Origin of the sequence: Vibrio sp. Y58_MX_L22, assembly GCF_024181865.1 — a bacterium.
In the GTDB taxonomy this organism is placed as follows: domain Bacteria; phylum Pseudomonadota; class Gammaproteobacteria; order Enterobacterales; family Vibrionaceae; genus Vibrio; species Vibrio alginolyticus.
The window spans coordinates 122137-139608 of the sequence record NZ_JAMZAN010000002.1; the positions used below are offsets into that span (position 1 = coordinate 122137).

A 17472-nucleotide genomic window follows, 5' to 3' on the forward strand; every position below is an offset into this window, starting at 1 on the left:
AACGGCACTATTCCTCACGATACTAGCAAGACGGTTAACATGGCTGTGGCCATAAAAGTACACGTCGCGACCACAGAACGGATTGAGAAACGCCCTATCCCACAAATGCCATGACCACTAGTACAACCATTGCCGATACGCGTACCAACACCGACTAACAAGCCAGCAACGATAACTAAAATAAGAGAACCGCTGTACTGATCTGGTACATGCCCGCCAAGAACATAAACAGCAAACAAGCCACCTAATACCATCGCAATTAAAAAAACAATTCGCCAAACGCGGTCTGCGCTCTCAACGGCACCGTTTAAGATCCCACTGATCCCAGCAGTCTTGCCAGTAAATAGCATCAGTGTTATCGCTGATACGCCAACTATTATGCCGCCCAAAAGCGACATCCAAGGAACTTCAAACATAGCATCCGCCAAACTAATTACTTACAGAAAACTTGCTTAAACGCTTCGACCAGCGGACCAACTCTTTCATCAGAAATTGAATAAAATACCTGCTGAGAAACCTTCCTAGCTTTAATGATGTCGTGCTTTCTCAATACGGTGAGATGTTGTGAAAAAGCAGATTGGCTTAATGATGAACCTTCAAACAGTTCACCGACCCCTTTCTCACCTTCAATCAGCTTACACATCACGATTAGGCGCTCTGGATGAGCCATAATTTTAAGCAGCTCACTCGCTTCGGTCGCACTTTGTAGCATACTGTCGCCCATTCTTATGCCTCTTCATTACTACATTACATTTTATTAGATATTACTAATTAATATTATTAAGTCAATGCTAATGTAGATTAAATAACATTAGACTCAGCTAATTTATTTAAGTAAGGTGTAGGCGTTTTCGATCATTCAGCAGGAGAAATCCATGAGCAAAATCGTGATTATTGGTGGGGTTGCTGGCGGTGCATCTGCAGCAGCTCGCGCTCGTCGTCTTAGTGAAGACGCAGAAATCATTATGTTTGAACGCGGTCCATTTGTGTCATTTGCAAACTGTGGCTTACCCTATCACATTGGTGGCGATATCCAAGAGCGCAGCAAACTGCTTCTTCAAACGCCTGAGAGCTTTCTAGCGCGTTTCAATGTTGATGTCCGTGTGATGAACGAAGTGGTTTCTATTAACCGTCAAGACAAAACGGTTACGGTTAACAATTTGCTTGATGGCTCGGAATACCAAGAGAGCTACGACTTTCTTCTACTCAGCCCTGGCGCAGGTCCAGTTGTGCCGCCTATTCCGGGTATTGATAACCCGTTAACGCACTCGCTGCGCAATATTCCAGATATGGATCGCATCATTAAAACGATCGAAACCAACAAAGTTGAACACGCTACGGTCGTTGGTGGTGGTTTTATCGGTTTGGAAATGATGGAAGCCTTCCACCAGCTAGGCATAAAAACCACATTAGTTGAAATGGCGGATCAAGTGATGACGCCCGTTGACCGTGAAATGGCTGGCTTCGCACATGCTGAAATTCGTGAGAAAGGCATCGACCTTAAACTTGGCGTCGCACTTGAGTCGGTGAAATTCGTACCTAACGAGCACGTGGCAAGTTTCGACTCTGGTGAGAGCGAAAAACACCAACATCTAGAAGGTGAATTGGAATTAACACTAAACAACGGTGAAAGACTCACCACCGATATTTTGATTATGGCAATTGGTGTTCGCCCCGAGACCAAATTAGCGAAAGAAGCTGGCTTAGAAATCGGCGCTCTTGGTGGTATTTATACCAATGAATACATGCAAACCAGCGATCCTTCGATCTACGCTGTCGGCGACGCGGTAGAAGAGAAAGACTTTGTGACTGGCGAGCAAACTCTAGTGCCACTTGCGGGCCCGGCAAACCGTCAAGGCCGAATTGCAGCAGACAACATGCTTGGCCGCCAAGAAACTTACCAAGGTACGCAAGGCACGGCGATCTGTAAGATTTTTGATTTAGCCGTCGCTTCTACTGGTAAAAACGAGAAACAGCTGAAACGTGAAAACATCGCTTATGAAAAAGTGTATGTGCATACAGCAAGTCACGCGAGTTACTACCCAGGTGCAGAAACCGTGTCATTCAAAATGCTGTTTGATCCAGTAACAGGTAAAATATTAGGTGCGCAAGCAGTAGGTAAAGACGGTGTTGATAAACGTATCGACGTAATGGCAGTTGCTCAGCGTGCTGGTATGACGGTAGAGCAACTGCAACACCTCGAGCTAACTTACGCGCCACCTTATGGCTCTGCTAAAGATGTAATTAACCAAGCGGCGTTTGTGGCAAATAACATCATCAAAGGCGATGCGACCGCGATTCATTATGATGAAATGGATTCACTGACAGAAGACCAACTGTTACTTGATGTTCGTAATCCTGGTGAATTGGAGTCCGTTGGTTATCTTGAAGGTGCAATTAATATTCCTGTCGATCAACTACGTCGTCGCATGCACGAACTTCCTAAAGACAAAGAGATCGTGATTTACTGTCAAGTTGGGTTACGCGGTAACGTAGCATACCGTCAGCTGGTCAACAATGGTTACAAAGCCCGCAACTTGATTGGTGGATACAGAACTCTCAAATTTGCTCGCTTATAACTTGATAATAAAAAAGAGAAAACCACGTGCTTGGTTTTCTCTTTTTTTGCAGGAAAGAAAGCGTAGATCATTCACCTTCAATTGCCAAACGGACTGCTGCTTGAGCATGGATAGAAGTGGTATCGAGTAGTGTAACATCGGTGTGACTTTGGTTTACAAGTAAGGCAATTTCAGTACACCCGAGAATCACAGCTTCAGCTCCGTGCTCTTTTAGTTTTTCAATAATTTGCAAGTATATCGTCCTTGACTCCTCTTTGATTTCACCTTGGCATAACTCTTTATAAATAATGTTATGTACTTTAGAGCGGTCGTCTTGATCGGGAATGACGACATCAAGCCCATAACGGTCGGAAAGCCTTCCTTTATAAAAGTCTTGATCCACTGTGAATTGAGTACCAAGGAGTCCGACCTTTTGAACCCCTTTCTCACGAAGTAACTCAGCAGTCGCGTCTGCGATATGTAGTATGGGGATATTAATACTGGCTTCAATTTGAGGCGCAACTTTGTGCATTGTGTTAGTACAAATAAGAATGAAGTCAGCGCCCCCTTTTTCTATTAAAGATGCAGCATCAGATAGAATGCTTGCCGTTTCTTCCCATTTACCTTGATGTTGAAGTTTCTCTATCTCCGAAAAATTCACGCTATACATACAAATTTTTGCGGAATTTAGGCCGCCTAACGCCTCTTTGACTCCTTCGTTGATCAATTTGTAATAACTAAGCGTCGACTCCCAGCTCATACCACCTAGAAGACCGATAGTTTTCATATAACTCTCCAATCGTTATACACCACCGTGCCAGGGGTGTTTTTACAAAAAAAATCAGCCACTTAAATAAGCAGCATTCAAGCGTCTTCACTATTGAGCATTGGGTAACACGAAAATAAAATCATTCCCACAAGGACCGCTACGCGATTCTCATATATCCTCGCAATATCGTTACTGCATTTCCAGAAAGCTTAACGTGCTCAGTGCTTAACAACTCTGTATGGACGACCCCACTTCTCTTGGAGGCTTGGAAGCCTTTCAGTTGCTTTTTGTTGAGCTCTTTAGCCCAGTAAACACATAAAGCGCAATGTGCAGAGCCTGTAACTGGGTCCTCATTAACACCTACCCAAGGCGCGAAGTATCGAGAGACAAAATCGGCGTCAGTGCTTGATTGAGCAGTGATGACGACGCCACGGCCCTTTTGTTTAAGCAGCGCACCAAAATCAGGGTCGAGCTGTTCAAGCACAAATTCATCATTAATGACGATCAACTGCTTATTATCAAACTGACCGTAGGCGACTACATTGGCGGCATCTAGCCCCAAGCCATGAAGTAAGTCTTTGTTAATACTCGCTCTCATATCTAAAGTTGGCGCAGGAAACACCAAATGAATTTCTTCATGATCGAGTTGTGCAGTTAAAACCCCAGATAGCGTAACGAACTCAATCGTATCTCCAGTATTATATAACCCCTGCTCTTTCAGAACGTGCGCCGTTGCAAGTGTGCCGTGTCCACACAAAGCAACTTCCGTCCTCGGTGTAAACCAACGAAGTTGCATTGTATTGAGTGACAGAAATGCCGTTTCAGATAACGACATCTCGGCCGCGATGGCCAACATCGTTTCCTCATCAAGGCTTGACTCTGTGATACAAACACCCGCGGGATTACCTTTGAAAACCTCTGATGTAAACGAGTCAACCTGAAAAATTTTAACTTCCACGAAATATCCTTAAGTTCTATCAAACACGTAATTCTGTATCACGTGATTTTTAATATCTGTTGTTTGAGCGAAAAAAACCTATGAAATTTTCTACCAACCTTATAGGTCTTGTTGGAAGCGCTAACAAACAGGAGAATGTAGTTAATTATGCAAAACGTAAAAAGCCATCATCAATGTGACTCAATTGGATATCTTATCGGAGTTTTCGGCGTTTCTTTAGTTCTAATATGGATTGGTATTTATAAATTCACACCTACAGAGGCCAAGCTTATACAACCGCTCGTTGAAAATCATTTTCTGATGAGTTGGTTGTATGATGTGATGTCAGTTCAAGCCGTATCAAACATCATTGGCGCAACAGAAATCATTGTCGCTATTGGATTAATCGTTGGCCTTAAAAACACACGAGTCGCTTATTTTTCTGGCATAGCCGCCGCAATTATTTTTCTTGCGACACTCAGCTTTCTAATTACGACACCGAATACATGGAAAGTGTCTGATGGGGTTTTGGTGACAAACTTCTTTTTAGTAAAAGATATTCTATTTTTAGCTATTGCGATTAGCGTCATCGAACGAAACAAGCCAAACAGAGAATAACTCTAAATAGTTCGAAATCTTGTTTTTCCAGAACGTAGCCTGAAAGGTGCAAACGACTTACAAGTCGAATGGTTCTGTCAATAACTCTAAACAAAGGCTCTTAAATTTAGAGTGTTTAAGAGTCTTTGCCTCTTAATTATGCGAAACAACATCCTAGCGTAAAGTGAAAAGAAAAGCCTTTCACTCTACTGCTAAGGTTTATTGATACTTTGCCGAAGTAATGAACTCACCGAATGTCTCGCACCATACAACAACCGTATTGTATTCAGAAATTGAAGTGCTTTGAGGAACCTCAACAACGAAGTTATCGAACGTTTTGACATCACCAATTAAGCTCATCTCAGATTTAAGGTCATTAAACTCTTGTTCCGTTTCAACAAACTTAGGAGATAGATAGAGTTTATAGTCTGGTCCGGGAGCGAGTTTTCCTACCAACGTAATGACTTCAGAACTCAAATGAATTTCTCCCTCTCCCCAATGAAAAGCATCGCTACCTTTGAGTTCCCTCTTAAACACTGCGCTGTATTCTGCACCTTGCTTGCTCTTAGCAACTTGTTCATCGGTCGGCGCAGGTGGTGCAATAAGGATCGGTAAAGTATAGATACCTATCGCAATGCCAATAGAAACTGCCACTAAGTGACTGATTGTTAATTTAATTATATTTTTCAAGGTCATAAGCATCTTCTTATTAGTTTTACTACTTGAAATTAGATTCAAATCGGCCTTATCTGTCTATTATCGAGCAGCATAATGTCATTAACATTATACACAAGCTATGCGCACTAAATGCAGACTGAGCGCAATTAAAAACGGCTGATAATTAATATCAGCCGTTTGCTTATCGGAAATGTCGTTGTGCCGGTTTGCTCACTATTCCGCTTCCACCAAAGCGATCTTATCGGATGTCGATTTTTCCAATTTTATCGCAATAAACTTAGAGGTTGGCGTAAACGTTCTATCCCCATAACTGTCCAAAGGAACTAATGGGTTTGTTTCTGGATAGTAAGCCGCCGCCTGACCTGCTGGTACATCATAGGCAACAAGCGTAAATCCGCTCACACGGCGCTCAACGCCATCTTCCCACAATGACACCATGTCCACTTTGTCGCCCGGTTCAAAACCGAGTTTACGAATATCCGCTTCATTGATAAACAGCACTTCGCGCATACCAAATACTCCACGATAACGGTCATTCAAGCCGTAAAGTGTCGTATTGTATTGGTCGTGTGAGCGCATGGTTTGCAAGATCAAATCTGGCTTTTGGCCTTTTTCGAGTATCGCTTCGCTGATCAACTGTTTCGGCAACTCGCTAGAGCTGAACTGTGCTTTGCCGCTTGGTGTATTCCATCGACGCTCGGCAGCTGGGTTTACCAAGTGGAATCCACCCGGGTGTTTAAGCTTATGGTTAAAGTCGGTAAAGCCCGGAATCGTGTCGGCAATCAAATCGCGAATACGGTCGTAATCTTCAATCGCCCACAACCAATCAATTGGTTTTGCCCCGAGTGTCGCATTGGCAATACCGGCAATAATCGCTGGTTCTGAACGCAAATGCTCCGAACGCGGTTTTAGCTGACCAAATGAGATATGTACCATGCTGAAGGTATCTTCAACCGTCACGCCTTGTGGGCCAGTCGCTTGCTGATCAATCTCAGTACGGCCTAAGCATGGAAGAATAAGCGCATCTTTACCTGTGACAAGGTGAGAACGATTTAACTTCGTCGAAATGTGTACGGTTAAATTACAGTTTCGCATCGCGTTGTGCGTACGTTCTGTGTCTGGCGTTGCTTGTGCAAAGTTACCGCCCAAACCGATAAATACTTTCGCTTGCCCTTCTTCCATCGCTTTAATGGCTTGCACAGTGTTGTGGCCTTCACCACGCGGGACGTCAAAGTTAAATCGACTTTCAATGCGATCCAACAACAGACCTGAAGGTTTTTCATCAATGCCCATCGTACGGTCGCCCTGAACGTTACTATGACCACGCACTGGTGAAAGACCCGCGCCCGGCTTACCAACGTTACCTCGTAACATTTGCACGTTTGCGACTTCTTTAATGGTTGGTACAGAGTGACGATGCTGAGTCAACCCCATCGCCCAACACATGATCACACGTTCTGCACGTCGATACATGCTCGCTACCATCTCGATTTCACTTAAATCAAGACCCGATTGTTCCGCGATGTGTTCCCAAGAGGTTGCGTCCACTTCAGCCAAATACTCATCAATACCTATCGTGTGTTGCTTGATGAACTCACGGTCAAATACCGCTTTGCCACCGTTTTGCAATGCCTCGCTTTCCCATTGCAACAAGAATTTCGCGATGCCACGAAACACTGCCATGTCTCCACCTAAAGCAGGACGCAGGTACGCCGTGTTGGTAGGCTCTGAGCCGTTACTCAACATCTCAATCGGCATTTGTGGGTTTTGGAAACGCTCTAATCCGCGCTCTTTGAGCGGGTTTAGACAGATAACCTGTGCACCACGTTTTACCGCTTCGCGCAGAGGTTCAAGCATTCGTGGGTGGTTCGTGCCCGGGTTTTGACCAATCACGAAAATCGCATCAGCTTCTTCAAAATCATCAAAGATCACTGTGCCTTTACCAACGCCAATGGTGTCTTTCATCCCGATTGCACTGGCTTCGTGACACATGTTGGAACAATCTGGAAAGTTATTGGTACCGAATGCGCGCACAAATAGCTGATACAAAAACGCCGCTTCGTTGCTTGCACGACCAGAGGTATAAAACTCAGCTTGGTGTGGTGAATCCAATTGATTGAGATGTTTCGCGACAAGTGCAAAAGCCTCATCCCAAGAGACTGGCACATAGTGATCGGATTCAGCATCGTATCGCATTGGGTGCGTGATACGGCCTTGGTATTCCAACCAGTAATCGGTTTGCGTTGAGAGAGATGAAACGCTGTGATTGGCAAAAAACTCAGGGTCAACCAGACGATTGGTCGCCTCCCAGTTTACCGCTTTCGCGCCATTCTCACAGAAATTGACTTTACCACTATCTGGCGACTCACCCCATGCACATCCCGGACAGTCGAAACCGCCATTTTGGTTGGTTTTGAGCATAGTGCGAATGTTTTTAACTGCATTTTCACTGCCCCACCAACTTCTGGTTACGGCTTTCAGTGCACCCCAACCACCAGCTGGACCTTTGTATGCTTTTATTTGTTCTTTTTGGCTCACGACTTTACTCCTCGCAGATATACCAGCAAGCAGGGTGCCCGTGAAAACAAGCGCGTTATTTATTGAGATAATGCGGAAGTATTGAAGGGCTTAGTTTCTAATCCATGTATTTTTTAATCCAAATAAGTAACCACTCAACATGCTCTCGCCTGTCCGAGCGTTTACTTATCTAGATTCTTGATATCGGATACCCGCCTACTGTTTCTAAGACTGTTAGATTCAATGTGCATTGTTGCGTCTTGATCTAAATCAAAGATTAAGTCGTTATTCAATATGCGTCCAATTGATAATCCTGACCGAGTGATAAACAAAATCTATGACGAATTTTTCCACTGACGGTCATCACATTTTTAATCAATACAATTTATGAGGTTAATCGTTTTCCCATCCGATTCCACCTAGTTCGCTTAACGAACTCAATAAAATCGGCACTCTTGATAATAGATAATATCTATCACACTATAGATACTTTAAATTTGACCCTAATTAATATCAGGAATAGCCTTGATTCAGATCAATTTTGAGTGTGGTTTTATTCTTGACTTGGTTTTGGTTTTCCATTCCCTAGTTAAAACGCTCCAGCGCTTAAAAAGTACGGTAGTGCTGTGCCCTTTTTAGGGAGTTCCCCCGTACATGTGACTCACAACGCAAGGTTAACAAGCCATTATGGATATCAAACAACTTAAATATCTCATCGCACTTGAACAGACCAAACACTTTGGTCAAGCCGCCGCATTGTGCCACATTACGCAGCCTACCTTGTCCATGAGGATCCGAAGCTTAGAGGAAGAACTCGATCTCGAATTAATCCAAAGAAGTCAACGATTTGAAGGATTTACTGAAGCCGGAGAACGCATTTTGGCTTGGGCAAAAACCGTCTTAGCAGCTCATGATGGATTGCAAGCCGAAGCCGCCAACTGCCGTGGTCAATTGGTCGGCTCTCTTCGGCTTGGAATGGTGCCACTCGCCAGCCAAAACCCTATGCAATTGCTCAAACCATTAGCTCAACAGTTCCCTGAGTTACGCTTTCAAATACTCTCCATGACGACCGAACAGATCATAGACCAACTCAATCGAAATCAACTTGATTTGGGGATGTGTTATGTCGATCAAGTTAACACCGCTTACTTCGATGTTATCGAGCTAGATTCAACCAAACTTGGCGTTTTATTCGATGAGCGTCATTTTGATTTTGCCGAATCTGAAGTGTTGTGGGAGTCACTCAATAACATTCCGCTAGGGCTGCTTTCGAAGGGTATGCACTATCGCCACTCAATTGATCTTAGCTTTGTGAGTAAAGGGCTGGTTCCGCAAACCGTCATTGAAAGTAACTCCACCTTTCACTTGATCCAAGCAGTAACCAGTGGCCTTTGTTGCGCCATTATGCCGCTGAACTGTGGATTGGAAGAGTTGAACGATACGCTTCGCATTATCCCTATCGAAGAAGCCGCCGTTCACGCCCCGCTAGGTTTGTTAAAGCGAAAACAAGAACCCTTCTCCGCGCTAACCGATCAGTGCTTCGCAGAAGCAAAAAACATTTTTAATCGATAACAAGAATCCACACGTCAATTTTTGGCATACATAACGGCTTATGAGGTGATTTCATGAGATGTACTACTCAATCTTATTTTGAACTGTCCGATTTCAATCAAGCACCACCTCAACCAAGTGCGTTCAATTACCGAGAATTGATTGATGGCCGCCCAGTGCAACAAATGTCGCTGGCGAGTGAATCCGCCTTAGCTATCAGCTACAACGGCATTAGCCAAGCGGTCATGATGGTGACGCCAGGCCATCTGGAAGACTTCGTGAAAGGATTTAGCCTAAGCACAGGCATCGTCCACGACTTCAAAGAGATCAAAGACATTGAAATTGGTGGCGATCACGAATCTCACTATGCGGAAGTGGAAATCAGCAACCGCGCTTTCTGGGCGTTAAAAACACAGCGCCGAAATCTTGCCGGCACAACCGGATGCGGCATTTGTGGTGTCGAGGCTCTGGAACAAGCTTTGCCTGATTTGGCGCCGCTGACACCGTCTCTTCCTCCGCGCTCCGATGTATTTGAAGGGCTGCGAGACAAAGTCGCACTGCATCAAGAAGCCGCACGTGAATCTGGCGCGTTACACGCCGCCTTATTTGCAGATTTACAAGGCAACATCAAGTTGTGCCGAGAGGATATCGGCCGCCACAACGCGCTAGATAAGTTGATTGGCGCATTAGCCAACAATCACATCGAGCCTCAAAGTGGCTTCGCTATCATGACAAGCCGTTGCAGCTTGGAGTTGATCCACAAAGCCGTTCGCGCGCGTATCCCCACTCTGGTTTGCTTATCTGCACCTACAGCGTTAACCGTCGAATGGGCAAGAAGAAACCATTTGAACCTAATTCACTTACCAAAACACGGCTCGCCGCGTCTATACAGCCCTGCGCCTTAACACGTCAACCTAGCCGAATTCCTAATATTTCTAACAGAGACCTCCGGGTTTCTGTTGTTTGCTTCTCATTCCCAATTGATACTTAGCGACAAGCCACTATTCTCTCCAACCAAACGTGCTCACCCCTTGTCTGCACTAAGCTTACGCATATTAACCCGCTTGCATTTGAACGCTTTCCAATCCGATAAGAACCCAGTCAAAACCCCATAGATTAGTAAGGATTTTGTGTGACTCTTTTCACGCTTTTCCTCCTTCCTAGGCATTTCTAGGAATTTTTCCTAGCCGATCTAGGCAACCATCTCATGTGCCTCACAAAACCACTCTCTAGAATTCCGCTCAGTCAAAGGTAACAAGAGCGCATAACGGTCTCCGTTGTGTTTCTAAAACAATTACAAGAGAGTTCATCATGTTAAAATTCCTCGAACAGGTGCGGAGGCCGACCCTCGATCTTCCTGTCGAAGTTAGAAGAAAGATGTGGTTTAAACCGTTCATCCAATCTTACTTGGTCGTATTTATCGGCTACCTAACCATGTACTTGATTCGTAAGAACTTCAATGTCGCGCAAAACGACATGATCTCAACTTACGGTTTGAGCATGACAGACCTAGGTCTTATTGGCCTTGGCTTCTCCATCACATACGGCATCGGTAAAACCGTTGTGTCTTACTACGCTGACGGTAAGAACACCAAGCAATTCCTCCCTTTTATGCTGATCCTTTCTGGTCTTGCAATGCTTGGTTTCAGCTTCAGCATGGGCGGCGGTAGTGCAAGCCTGTTCTTGATGGTGGCTTTCTACGCTCTAAGTGGTTTCTTCCAAAGTACTGGTGGCCCTTCTAGTTACTCAACCATTACAAAATGGACACCTCGTAACAAACGCGGCTCTTACCTAGGCTTGTGGAACATGTCACACAACGTTGGTGGTGCTGGCGCAGCGGGTGTTGCTCTTTTCGGTGCTAACTACCTATTCGACGGCCACGTAATCGGCATGTTCGTGTTCCCTTCTATCATCGCGATCATCGTTGGCTTTATCGGTATGCGCTTTGGTAGCGACTCTCCAGAAGCTTACGGTCTAGGTAAAGTAGAAGAACTTTTCGATGAAGCAGTGAGTGAAGAAGACACCGCCGCTGAAGAAAACCAGATGACCAAAAAAGAAATCTTTGTTGAATACGTTCTTAAAAACAAAGTTATCTGGCTACTTTGCTTTGCCAACATCTTCCTTTACATCGTGCGTATTGGTATCGACCAATGGTCAACGGTATACGCGTACCAAGAACTTGGTCTGTCAAAAGAAACGGCAATCTCTGGTTTTACTCTGTTCGAAGTCGGTGCGCTTGTGGGTACTTTGATGTGGGGTTACTTATCTGACTTAGCAAACGGTCGCCGCGCATTGGTTGCTTGTGTATCTCTTGGTTTGATCATCGTATCGCTTGAGTTCTACCAACACGCCACTAGCGAGTTCATGTACTTAGCCTCTCTATTTGTATTGGGCTTCTTGGTGTTTGGTCCGCAACTTCTTATCGGTGTTGCCGCGGTTGGTTTTGTCCCTAAAAAAGCAATCAGTGTGGCTGACGGCGTAAAAGGTACATTCGCTTACCTAATCGGTGACAGCTTCGCGAAACTTGGTCTCGGTATGATTGCAGACGGTACACCTATCTTCGGCTTAACAGGTTGGAAAGGTACCTTCGCAGCCCTAGATACCTCCGCCATGATTTGTATTGTTTTGCTTGCTTTCGTCGCTATCGCGGAAGAGAAGAAGATTCGACACGCGAAGAAGCTTCAACTTGCACAAAACCAAGCCTAGCTTCTCTGCGCGCTTTACTTCGGTAAAGCGCGCAAGATCATTAAAAAGCATGGCTCAATTCAGTATCATTAAAGATTTTTCTATTAGCTCCTGTTGGAGCTTATTGTTGTTAGTCGTCTGCTCTATTTGGTTGTAATAATGATTCATGTTGCTCTAGTTGATGATCACGTCATCGTGCGTTCAGGTTTCGCACAATTATTAAATTTAGAAAGTGATATTACCGTTGTTGGTGAATTCGGCTCTGTCGCCGAAGCGCGAAAAGGCTTGCCTGCGGTACACCCTCATGTCGTCATCCTAGATATCTCCATGCCAGATGAAAGCGGCTTAAACTTTCTTAGCGAAATACCAACTGGCATTGCCTGCGTGATGCTTAGCGTGCATGACTCCCCTGCGATGGTGGAAAAATCACTAAAGCTAGGTGCAAAAGGCTATCTTAGTAAACGCTGTAGCCCAGACGAACTTATTCAAGCCGTGAGAACCAGTGCGTCTGGCGGCTGTTACCTCACATCAGATATTGCACTTAAACTTGCAACGCCTAGCGACAACACCACCTCTCTATGCCAACTGACAAAACGTGAAAACGAGGTATGTCAACTACTTGCCAATGGGTTGGATGTGAAGTCTGTCGCGGCTGAGCTTGGCTTGAGCCACAAGACTGTGCATGTTCATCGTGCTAATGCCATCGACAAACTCGGCGTGAAAAACAACGTTGAGCTCGCCAAACTATTTTCTCAAGAGTCCTTTTAATGCGAGCTTATGCTGTTACCACCATTTGCGGACTTTTTGTTATGGCCTGCGCCTGGTTCTGTTTGTGGGTGATCGCCTACTACTTTGTCAATGATCCCGAGCTGGCGATCTTATTGTTTCCTTTCGCTTTACGATTAGGTGTCGCCCTTCACACTCGCACCGCTTATTGGCCGACGATTTACCTTTCGGAGTGGGGACTTTCCATCGCACTTGCGATGTTACTGGGTCAACCGCAGTGGCTTACCGTGCTGATTGCGAGCATTGCCAGTATCCCGGTCACTCTGATTGCGAAAAAATACTACTACGGAGACCAAAACCGCCATTTAGCCGTGATGGGCATTGTGATCATCATTACCGCCTTCATCAACGTAATGGCGGTCGGATTTCACGTGCCTTCTGTTTACATGGTATGGCTGGCTAGCATTTCTGGAGGCTTGCTCGTGGTGCCTATGTGCTACCTGTTGTGGAGCTATTTGTTCCAAAGTCGTTGGTCTCCGCTTAGCTCTCTCCTACTTAGTAATGCCGTTGTATTTCAGGTACGTCATATCGTGCTTTATGCGCTGCTTTTGATCGGCAGTATTTTGGTGCAAACCAGCTTGCCTGAAGAGCTAAAACGATTTGCGCCATTTTGTATGGCGATTCCAATCATCGTGCTTGCTCTGCGTTACGGCTGGCAAGGTGCTCTGCTCGCCACCATGCTCAACAGCATAGCGCTGATTGCGGCTCGTAGCGGCGTATCGAATCTAGAAATCACCGATTTGTTATTATCTCTCTCGGCGCAAACCATTACTGGCATTATGCTCGGTTTAGGGGTTCAGAAACAAAAAGACCTCAATCACAAACTGCGCGGTGAACTTGCGCGCAATCAGAATTTGTCTCGCCAGCTTATCAAAGCTGAAGAGTCCGTAAGACGCGATATTGCGCGCGAACTGCATGACGAAATAGGACAGAACATCACGGCAATCCGCACACAAGCCAACATCATTAAACGAGTGAACAACGCAGAAACACGCGTTGGTTGCGCGGACATGATCGAAGGGCTTTCCCTCAACGTGTACGACACCACTAAGCGACTGTTAAGCAAGCTAAGACCAAAAATGCTGGATGATTTGGACTTAAAAGAATCCGTCGAGCAACTGACGCGAGAGATGGAATTCGCCAATCACGGAACAACTGTTCAACTGAACTGGCAAGGCGATTACACCAGCCTGAGTGACACACTCAAAGTAACCCTATTCCGTTTATGCCAAGAGTCATTAAATAACGCTGCCAAGTACGCAGAAGCGCAGTTGATCAATATTGAACTGACAATTGGAGAAGCTGCGGTGTCACTGATGATTCACGATGATGGTGTCGGATTCAAAGTTCAGGACAGCATGAAAGGCATGGGCGTTCGCGGCATGCAAGAACGTGTGCACGCGTTAGGTGGAAAAATGGTTATCTACTCCACCAGCGATCAAGTGACCGGCACACAAATCAGCATTACTTTACCTAAGGTGTAACTCAAGATGTTTGGATTTTTACGTTCACCTAAATTTACTCAACCGAGCCTGAGCAACGAGCAAATCGACCAGCGTTACCACCATTGGCGTTTGCACATTATGTTGGGGATGTACATCGGCTACGCAGGTTTCTACTTTACCCGTAAGACCTTTAACTACGCCGCACCAGCGATGATTACCGATCTTGGCTTAGATAAAGGTGATTTGGGTCTTATCGGTACGCTTTTCTACATTACTTACGGCTGTTCGAAGTTTATTTCTGGCACGATTTCGGATCGCTCTAATCCTCGTTATTTCATGGGATTAGGATTGATTGCGACAGGTCTGGTCAATATCGCGTTCGGTTTTTCTAGCTCACTCGCGGCTTTCATTACTCTGTGGATCTTAAACGCCTGGTTCCAAGGCTGGGGCTGGCCTTCATGCTCCAAGCTGTTAACCACTTGGTATTCACGCTCCGAGCGTGGCTTCTTATGGGCCATTTGGAACACCGCACACAACGTTGGTGGCGCGCTGATCCCTATTTTGGTGGGCTATTTAACGTTGCACTACAGCTGGCGTGAAGGCTTTATTCTACCCGGCATCATCGGCGTATTACTCGGTCTATTCGTTTGTTGGCGATTGCGCGACAAACCCACAACAATGGGTTTACCAAGTGTCGGCCAATGGCGCAACGACGCACTAGAACTTGCGCAGGAAAATTACGGACGTGGCCTCACCTACCGAGAAATTCTGAAATCGTACGTATTTAACAACAAATACATCTGGCTGCTCGCGTTCAGTTATGTGTTGGTTTACATCGTCCGAACCGCAATCAACGACTGGGGAAACCTTTACTTAACAGAGCAGCATCACTACAGCCTGATTAACGCCAACGCTGCCCTTTCTATGTTTGAAATCGGCGGTTTTGTTGGTTCATTGGTTGCGGGTTGGGGCTCAGACAAACTCTTTGGCGGTAACCGTGGGCCAATGAACTTGCTGTTCGCGATTGGGATTTTCTTATCTGTCTCCGCGCTTTGGCTAATGCCTCTGACCAACTTTGCATTCCAAGCAGCGGGATTGTTCTCCATCGGCTTCTTTGTCTTTGGGCCACAAATGCTGATCGGTATGGCGGCGGCGGAGTGCTCTCACAAAGATTCTGCCGGCGCGGCAACAGGATTCGTGGGCTTGTTCGCCTACATGGGCGCAGCATTGTCTGGCTATCCGCTGGCGTTAATTCTTGAAGAGTATCATTGGACGGGTTTCTTCATCACCATTTCAGTTTGTGCAGCCGTCATTGGCCTTTTGTTGCTGCCATTTTTGCAAGCGCAGCCATCACGAAAACCTCTCGAACCAAAGCCTCGGTTGTAAATCGACTTATCGCCCTTCGGGCCAATTGGCGAGTGACCTAACCGCGCTCGCCCTCCTTATTTAACGTATCTCTGCTCAATTTTTCTTCCGATTCAGTTCGGAGGGTTAACTATGGGAAAAATTCATGAATTTGAACACTATTTCATCGCATAGCTTCTTTCAAATGAACAACAAAATCCAAAACTACGCTTGGGGAAGCACCTCTTCTATTCACGATTTGTTTGGCTTTTCTAACGAAACGAATGAGCCTCAAGCAGAAGTATGGATGGGTACTCACCCAAACGGCTGCTCTGAAGTTCAGGTTGAGCAAAACACGCTGCCTTTGTCTGAACTGATCAAACAAAACCAACCCGCTTATTTATCAGCAGAAACCGCAGCAAAATTTGGAGACCTGCCCTTTCTGTTTAAAATCTTAGCGGCCGAACATGCACTGTCGATTCAAGTTCACCCAAGCAAACAAGATGCCGAAATAGGCTTCGAAAAAGAACAAAGTGCCGGGATCCCACTAAACGCAAGCCATCGTAACTACAAGGATCCAAACCACAAACCTGAGTTGGTGTACGCGCTGACAAGTTACCAAGCCATGAACGGTTTTCGCTCGTATGCCGAGATTATTGAGGCATTTAGCCTTTGCGATATCGATGAGCTACGCGCGCCTCTTGACACATTCAAACGCGAAATCAACTCACAAGGTTTACGCGATTTCTTTGTGCACATTCTTACCATGGAAGGAGAAACAAAAGAGCGAGCACTGAAACAGCTTCTTGCCCACGCTTCACGTCAATCGGAGCAAGGCACTGACAGCGACGTTTTCCAGCTCATCTTGGATCTATCCACTCAATACCCTGGCGATGTCGGCTTGTTTGCGCCATTACTGTTGAATGTCATCACGCTGCAACCTGGCGAAGCGATGTTCCTGAGCGCAAGAACGCCACACGCTTACATTAAAGGTACGGGATTAGAGATCATGGCGAACTCAGATAACGTTTTGCGTGCAGGACTCACGCCGAAACACATGGATGTTGAAGAACTGGTTAAATGCACAGACTTTGTGCCTAAGCCGTTTAACAGCCTTGTTCTAGAACCCAATGCCGATGGTTGCCAAAGCCTTTATCCGGTCCCAGTGGCAGACTTTAGTTTCAGCATTCTTAACCAACCGAACAATGAAGTGGTTGATGCCAATAGCGCAGAGATTTTGATGGCGATTGATGCCGACCTGACACTCATCAGTGATAACGGTGAGACGTTAACCGCCGCGAAGGGACAATCTGTATTTGTTCCTGCTTACGTTGGCCATTACCGTATTCAAAGTGCGGGACGTGTGGCTCGCGCCTTCAACTAGTTTTTGAACAACCGATTCAAACTAACGTCTGACCCAAGGGACTGGGTTAGACAATTTATTCCTTTCATAGATTGAACCATTCCGCTCTTAAGGCACTCATGCTTACACCTTGTCGAATCAAAACACCTACAGGCCAGTTTCTCTAAAAGCCATAACCTCCCGGATCTACCATTTACTCAACATTCATTGTCAAAACCCATTTATGTCCGATAAATTCGTCG

15 protein-coding genes are annotated in these 17472 nt (G+C 45.5%); 9 read left to right on the forward strand and 6 right to left on the reverse strand.

The features are described 5' to 3' along the window. Nucleotides 1-14: 14 nt before the first annotated feature. Nucleotides 15-428 carry a YeeE/YedE family protein gene (locus NL626_RS05770; protein WP_254901900.1) on the reverse strand — a complete coding sequence of 138 codons (414 nt, stop codon included), beginning with the start codon at nucleotides 426-428 and terminating at the stop codon, nucleotides 15-17. A 5-nt stretch (nucleotides 429-433) separates the two neighbouring features. Next, the gene (locus tag NL626_RS05775) at nucleotides 434-724 is read right to left on the reverse strand and encodes a metalloregulator ArsR/SmtB family transcription factor (RefSeq protein ID WP_005376206.1); all 291 of its coding nucleotides are present in this window, start codon (nucleotides 722-724) and stop codon (nucleotides 434-436) included. A 151-nt stretch (nucleotides 725-875) separates the two neighbouring features. On the opposite strand from NL626_RS05775, the gene NL626_RS05780 reads away from it, so the two are divergent. Then, nucleotides 876-2579, forward strand: coding sequence for an FAD-dependent oxidoreductase (locus NL626_RS05780; RefSeq protein WP_054700896.1), 1704 nt, complete (start codon nucleotides 876-878; stop codon nucleotides 2577-2579). 67 nt (nucleotides 2580-2646) lie between these two features. Here NL626_RS05780 and NL626_RS05785 read toward each other — a convergent pair whose 3' ends face one another. Then, nucleotides 2647-3345 (reverse strand): aspartate/glutamate racemase family protein, encoded by a 699-nt coding sequence (locus tag NL626_RS05785; protein WP_253657100.1) that lies wholly within the window; start codon nucleotides 3343-3345, stop codon nucleotides 2647-2649. A gap of 139 nt (nucleotides 3346-3484) precedes the next feature. Continuing rightward, on the reverse strand, nucleotides 3485-4285 hold the full coding sequence (locus NL626_RS05790; RefSeq protein WP_042520943.1) for a PhzF family phenazine biosynthesis protein: 801 nt from the start codon (nucleotides 4283-4285) through the stop codon (nucleotides 3485-3487). A 147-nt stretch (nucleotides 4286-4432) separates the two neighbouring features. Between NL626_RS05790 and NL626_RS05795 the strand changes: the two genes are divergently transcribed. Then, a complete protein-coding gene (locus NL626_RS05795; RefSeq protein WP_005376100.1) occupies nucleotides 4433-4882 on the forward strand; it encodes a YkgB family protein in 450 nt (149 codons plus the stop codon). Between the two features lie 198 nt (nucleotides 4883-5080). Here NL626_RS05795 and NL626_RS05800 read toward each other — a convergent pair whose 3' ends face one another. Both NL626_RS05800 and NL626_RS05805 read right to left on the reverse strand, forming a co-directional pair. Further along, nucleotides 5081-5557 (reverse strand): DM13 domain-containing protein, encoded by a 477-nt coding sequence (locus tag NL626_RS05800; protein ID WP_005376099.1) that lies wholly within the window; start codon nucleotides 5555-5557, stop codon nucleotides 5081-5083. Between the two features lie 195 nt (nucleotides 5558-5752). Further along, nucleotides 5753-8077, reverse strand: a complete 2325-nt coding sequence (locus tag NL626_RS05805; RefSeq protein ID WP_253657101.1) for an FdhF/YdeP family oxidoreductase — start codon at nucleotides 8075-8077, stop codon at nucleotides 5753-5755. Nucleotides 8078-8743: 666 nt separating this feature from the next. On the opposite strand from NL626_RS05805, the gene NL626_RS05810 reads away from it, so the two are divergent. The 7 genes from NL626_RS05810 (at nucleotide 8744) to manA (ending at nucleotide 17251) form a co-directional block, all read left to right on the forward strand. Beyond that, on the forward strand, nucleotides 8744-9628 hold the full coding sequence (locus tag NL626_RS05810; RefSeq protein WP_005460961.1) for a LysR family transcriptional regulator: 885 nt from the start codon (nucleotides 8744-8746) through the stop codon (nucleotides 9626-9628). Between the two features lie 53 nt (nucleotides 9629-9681). Beyond that, nucleotides 9682-10512: a formate dehydrogenase accessory sulfurtransferase FdhD gene (fdhD, locus tag NL626_RS05815; protein ID WP_017447522.1), complete on the forward strand. Its 831-nt coding sequence runs from the start codon at nucleotides 9682-9684 to the stop codon at nucleotides 10510-10512. A gap of 406 nt (nucleotides 10513-10918) precedes the next feature. Next, nucleotides 10919-12313, forward strand: coding sequence for a hexose-6-phosphate:phosphate antiporter (uhpT, locus tag NL626_RS05820; protein WP_253657102.1), 1395 nt, complete (start codon nucleotides 10919-10921; stop codon nucleotides 12311-12313). A 138-nt stretch (nucleotides 12314-12451) separates the two neighbouring features. Further along, complete coding sequence (gene uhpA / locus NL626_RS05825) at nucleotides 12452-13060, forward strand: transcriptional regulator UhpA (RefSeq protein ID WP_005388005.1); 609 nt, start codon at nucleotides 12452-12454, stop codon at nucleotides 13058-13060. Next, nucleotides 13060-14562, forward strand: a complete 1503-nt coding sequence (gene uhpB / locus NL626_RS05830) for a signal transduction histidine-protein kinase/phosphatase UhpB (protein WP_065275326.1) — start codon at nucleotides 13060-13062, stop codon at nucleotides 14560-14562. The genes uhpA and uhpB overlap by 1 nt, the downstream gene beginning before the upstream one ends. A 6-nt stretch (nucleotides 14563-14568) precedes the next feature. Next, the gene (locus NL626_RS05835; protein WP_005376086.1) at nucleotides 14569-15909 is read left to right on the forward strand and encodes an MFS transporter; all 1341 of its coding nucleotides are present in this window, start codon (nucleotides 14569-14571) and stop codon (nucleotides 15907-15909) included. A gap of 124 nt (nucleotides 15910-16033) precedes the next feature. Next, nucleotides 16034-17251: a mannose-6-phosphate isomerase, class I gene (gene manA, locus NL626_RS05840; RefSeq protein WP_253657103.1), complete on the forward strand. Its 1218-nt coding sequence runs from the start codon at nucleotides 16034-16036 to the stop codon at nucleotides 17249-17251. The last annotated feature ends 221 nt before the right edge of the window (nucleotides 17252-17472 follow it).

Bases quoted from the DNA above. Each gene is read 5' to 3' on its own strand.
- NL626_RS05775 (WP_005376206.1), bottom strand. From the start codon at position 724: ATGGGCGACAGTATGCTACAAAGTGCGACCGAAGCGAGTGAGCTGCTT.
- fdhD (WP_017447522.1), top strand. From the start codon at position 9,682: ATGAGATGTACTACTCAATCTTATTTTGAACTGTCCGATTTCAATCAA.
- uhpT (WP_253657102.1), top strand. From the start codon at position 10,919: ATGTTAAAATTCCTCGAACAGGTGCGGAGGCCGACCCTCGATCTTCCT.
- NL626_RS05780 (WP_054700896.1), top strand. From the start codon at position 876: ATGAGCAAAATCGTGATTATTGGTGGGGTTGCTGGCGGTGCATCTGCA.
- NL626_RS05785 (WP_253657100.1), bottom strand. From the start codon at position 3,345: ATGAAAACTATCGGTCTTCTAGGTGGTATGAGCTGGGAGTCGACGCTT.
- NL626_RS05810 (WP_005460961.1), top strand. From the start codon at position 8,744: ATGGATATCAAACAACTTAAATATCTCATCGCACTTGAACAGACCAAA.
- NL626_RS05835 (WP_005376086.1), top strand. From the start codon at position 14,569: ATGTTTGGATTTTTACGTTCACCTAAATTTACTCAACCGAGCCTGAGC.
- uhpB (WP_065275326.1), top strand. From the start codon at position 13,060: ATGCGAGCTTATGCTGTTACCACCATTTGCGGACTTTTTGTTATGGCC.
- NL626_RS05800 (WP_005376099.1), bottom strand. From the start codon at position 5,557: ATGACCTTGAAAAATATAATTAAATTAACAATCAGTCACTTAGTGGCA.
- manA (WP_253657103.1), top strand. From the start codon at position 16,034: ATGAATTTGAACACTATTTCATCGCATAGCTTCTTTCAAATGAACAAC.
- uhpA (WP_005388005.1), top strand. From the start codon at position 12,452: ATGATTCATGTTGCTCTAGTTGATGATCACGTCATCGTGCGTTCAGGT.
- NL626_RS05795 (WP_005376100.1), top strand. From the start codon at position 4,433: ATGCAAAACGTAAAAAGCCATCATCAATGTGACTCAATTGGATATCTT.